The organism is Hahella sp. HN01 (assembly GCF_018986435.1).
GTDB lineage: Bacteria > Pseudomonadota > Gammaproteobacteria > Pseudomonadales > Oleiphilaceae > Hahella.
Map to the genome: position 1 here is coordinate 1 of NZ_JAHMIN010000098.1, position 2600 is coordinate 2600.

General features: G+C 47.4%; 3 protein-coding genes. All 3 read right to left on the reverse strand.

Annotated elements, in window-relative coordinates:
• Positions 1 to 283: 283 nt before the first annotated feature.
• Complete coding sequence (locus KP814_RS32270; RefSeq protein ID WP_216740631.1) at positions 284 to 1015, reverse strand: hypothetical protein; 732 nt, start codon at positions 1013 to 1015, stop codon at positions 284 to 286.
• A 46-nt stretch (positions 1016 to 1061) separates the two neighbouring features.
• Positions 1062 to 1334, reverse strand: coding sequence for a hypothetical protein (locus KP814_RS32275; protein WP_216740632.1), 273 nt, complete (start codon positions 1332 to 1334; stop codon positions 1062 to 1064).
• Positions 1335 to 1608: 274 nt separating this feature from the next.
• The coding region (locus KP814_RS33080) for a hypothetical protein (protein ID WP_253938805.1) at positions 1609 to 2600 on the reverse strand (992 nt) is incomplete at its 5' end.

The following is a 2600-nucleotide window of genomic DNA, read 5'->3' on the forward strand; positions in this document are numbered from 1 at the left end:
TTGAACTAGCGCCAGGGCTTCCGCCTTGTACTCGTCGGAATAACGTTGGCGAGATTTGGAGTTTGATGTTTTCTGTTTGGTCATAGTTCACCTCTGTAGCGTAGTGTACTCGCTTAACAGGGTGTCTATCATTGGTGGGTAGGATCAATGGATTTCCTCAACCTATAAACACATAGCGCCAGCCTCACGGGCAAATTTCTGATGGTGACTTTCTTGCTTGTTTTTGCAAAAAAGCGAACAGCGGAAATTTGTCGGGTGCAGGTGCTCGTTATGTGTCATGAGCTTAAGGATTATTTTCTAATTCCGACTTGTATTCCAAAACCTCAAGCGGCGTTAATATAAAAGGTGAAGCAGTATCTGAAATTATCCTTTTAAGAACATGAGTCTTAATTTTTGGATATTTTCGATTGATTATAGGTAAGTCTCTTTCGAGTTTATCTCCGTTATACTCAAAAAACCCAGCACCAGGAACTTTAAAGCCTACTATATTTTTAAACCAAAGACCGTGAGCTAAAAATTCACCAATGTAAGTCATCTTACCCTTTTCGATTTCAATTGGTAGAGAAAAATCTGGCTTTGAATAATAGTCTTTTTCAACTTGGCCATTATAGTAATAAAATCTAGTTTGATAAATCTCATAATTACCAGGCAGTAATGATAAAGAAAAAATCTCGTATCGATTACCCCCTTCGTTAATATCACCTGAATTTGGAATAAAAATCGGGTCAAAATAGCTTATTCGTACGTTATCTTCAGTTCCAATTTTTCTTAGGTATAGCTCTACTGCACTATGCGGACTTTTATATTCACCCGTAATAACTTTACCTATAGATCCTACTAGATATCCTGCCTCTTCGGGTTTTGGATTTAAATACGTTGGGTCCGTTGCGCAACCAACCAAACATAATACTGAAAGTATAAAAAAAAGCTTAATTGGTAACTTTTCATTTCGACCTCTTTTTTTGACCACACAACGCAAAGCACACGGGCGGAAAAACGCGTCAGCGTTTGACATCCCAGTGGCCGCAGGCCACGAGTGATGTGCCTTGTTATATAACATGCTAGTTTTTACTACCGACAAACTTGCTAATGACAACTAATATTGCCCCAACAACTAATGCCGGTAACCTAAATTGAGACCAATCTAGTGAACTCTCATCAGTAGGCACAATTTTTAAGTAAGAATTATTAGATGGCGATTGAAAGGCATCAACCGGCAAGAAATCCACCGCGAAGCCTGCAACAGCATATAAAAGTGCCAAACAGCCAATGATGATGTGAGCTTTACCCACTAGAACCTGCCTCTTGTTATATAACATTTGTATATCGCGCATGCACGTTTTTCCATTCTAATATTTTGAAGATAGTTCCTCCAGCCCACTGATTCCAGTGTAAAACCCCAGAAAGTCAAACTACCTCACTTACAAGAAACCGTGCGTGCGCATATACACTTTCTTGGGGGTCTCGTTATCACAACATGCCAGATCCCAACTTATTGAATCAAAGCACTTTTCAGAACCAGTTTCCATTGAGGCTGAGAGCCTAACCCCAATCTCACAAGCTCGGCATTTACTCAAACTGCGCAAGCGTGGGGAGGAGCGCCCTCCCTCAACCACAAAGATACTTACACGAGATCAATCTCTCGTCGCTTCCCTCCTCTGTCCAGTTAACCGCCTCGCGGGACTCCGCGATGGTGTAGCTACGCAGCACGTCATCCTCCTGGCGCATGCCAATGCCGGGCCGGCTTGAGGTGACAATGTAGTCGCCTATCTCGATGTCGCCGCTTTCGCCACAAACCAGGATCTGGCCTTCCCCCAAGGCGTTCATAATGCCAGCGGTATACGTGTCCTCCAGCTCCGCAAACTCGTCGTCCGTCATGTCGAAGTGTTCCTGGTTAATGGCGGTGGCGGAAACGTAAACGCCCGCCTTGCCACGCTGCCGCGGCTTCGATGACAGGCTCACTTCATGCAATACGTTGGATAAATCCCGGCGGTTGATGACCTCGCCATAGACCAGGATTTGCCCTGGCTTGGGCTCGCTGCCGGAACGCAATAAGCAATCGTGCGCGCCGGTGAAAGGGCCATAGCCTCCAAAGTTGGCGTAAACCGCATACTTGTTGCCCTGGGCATTCACCCCTACCCCGCCTGCGCTGCTCGCTTTTATGCCCATAGATATCGGATCGTGCGACATATTGAGCGCGTATATCGCCGGGCTGGTCCGTGCGGTCTGGGACTCATGCACCGCAAACAGCGGCATCCCCGTATTCGATTGCGCCATGATCGCAACCGTATCATTGGAGTGCGCCAGTATGCCCGCCCGACGGTTGCCCGGGTTCAGGTTCCCCACTTGCATCACATACTTGTCGCCTCCGACCGGTCGTATGCCGATACTCGCCAGCTCCTGAATCGACCCGTCTCCCTGATCGCCGTAGAAGTGGGCTTCATTGGTGGCCGAGGACAGAACAATCCGCTTGCCGCCGCCGGCGGTCTGCATGGTGGACCCCGTCACTGTAGCGCCGGTGATACTGGTTCCGTTGATCGCGCCGCCATTAATGGTGGTTCCCGTGATGTTCGTCCCTTGGATCGTTCCTCCGCTGATCG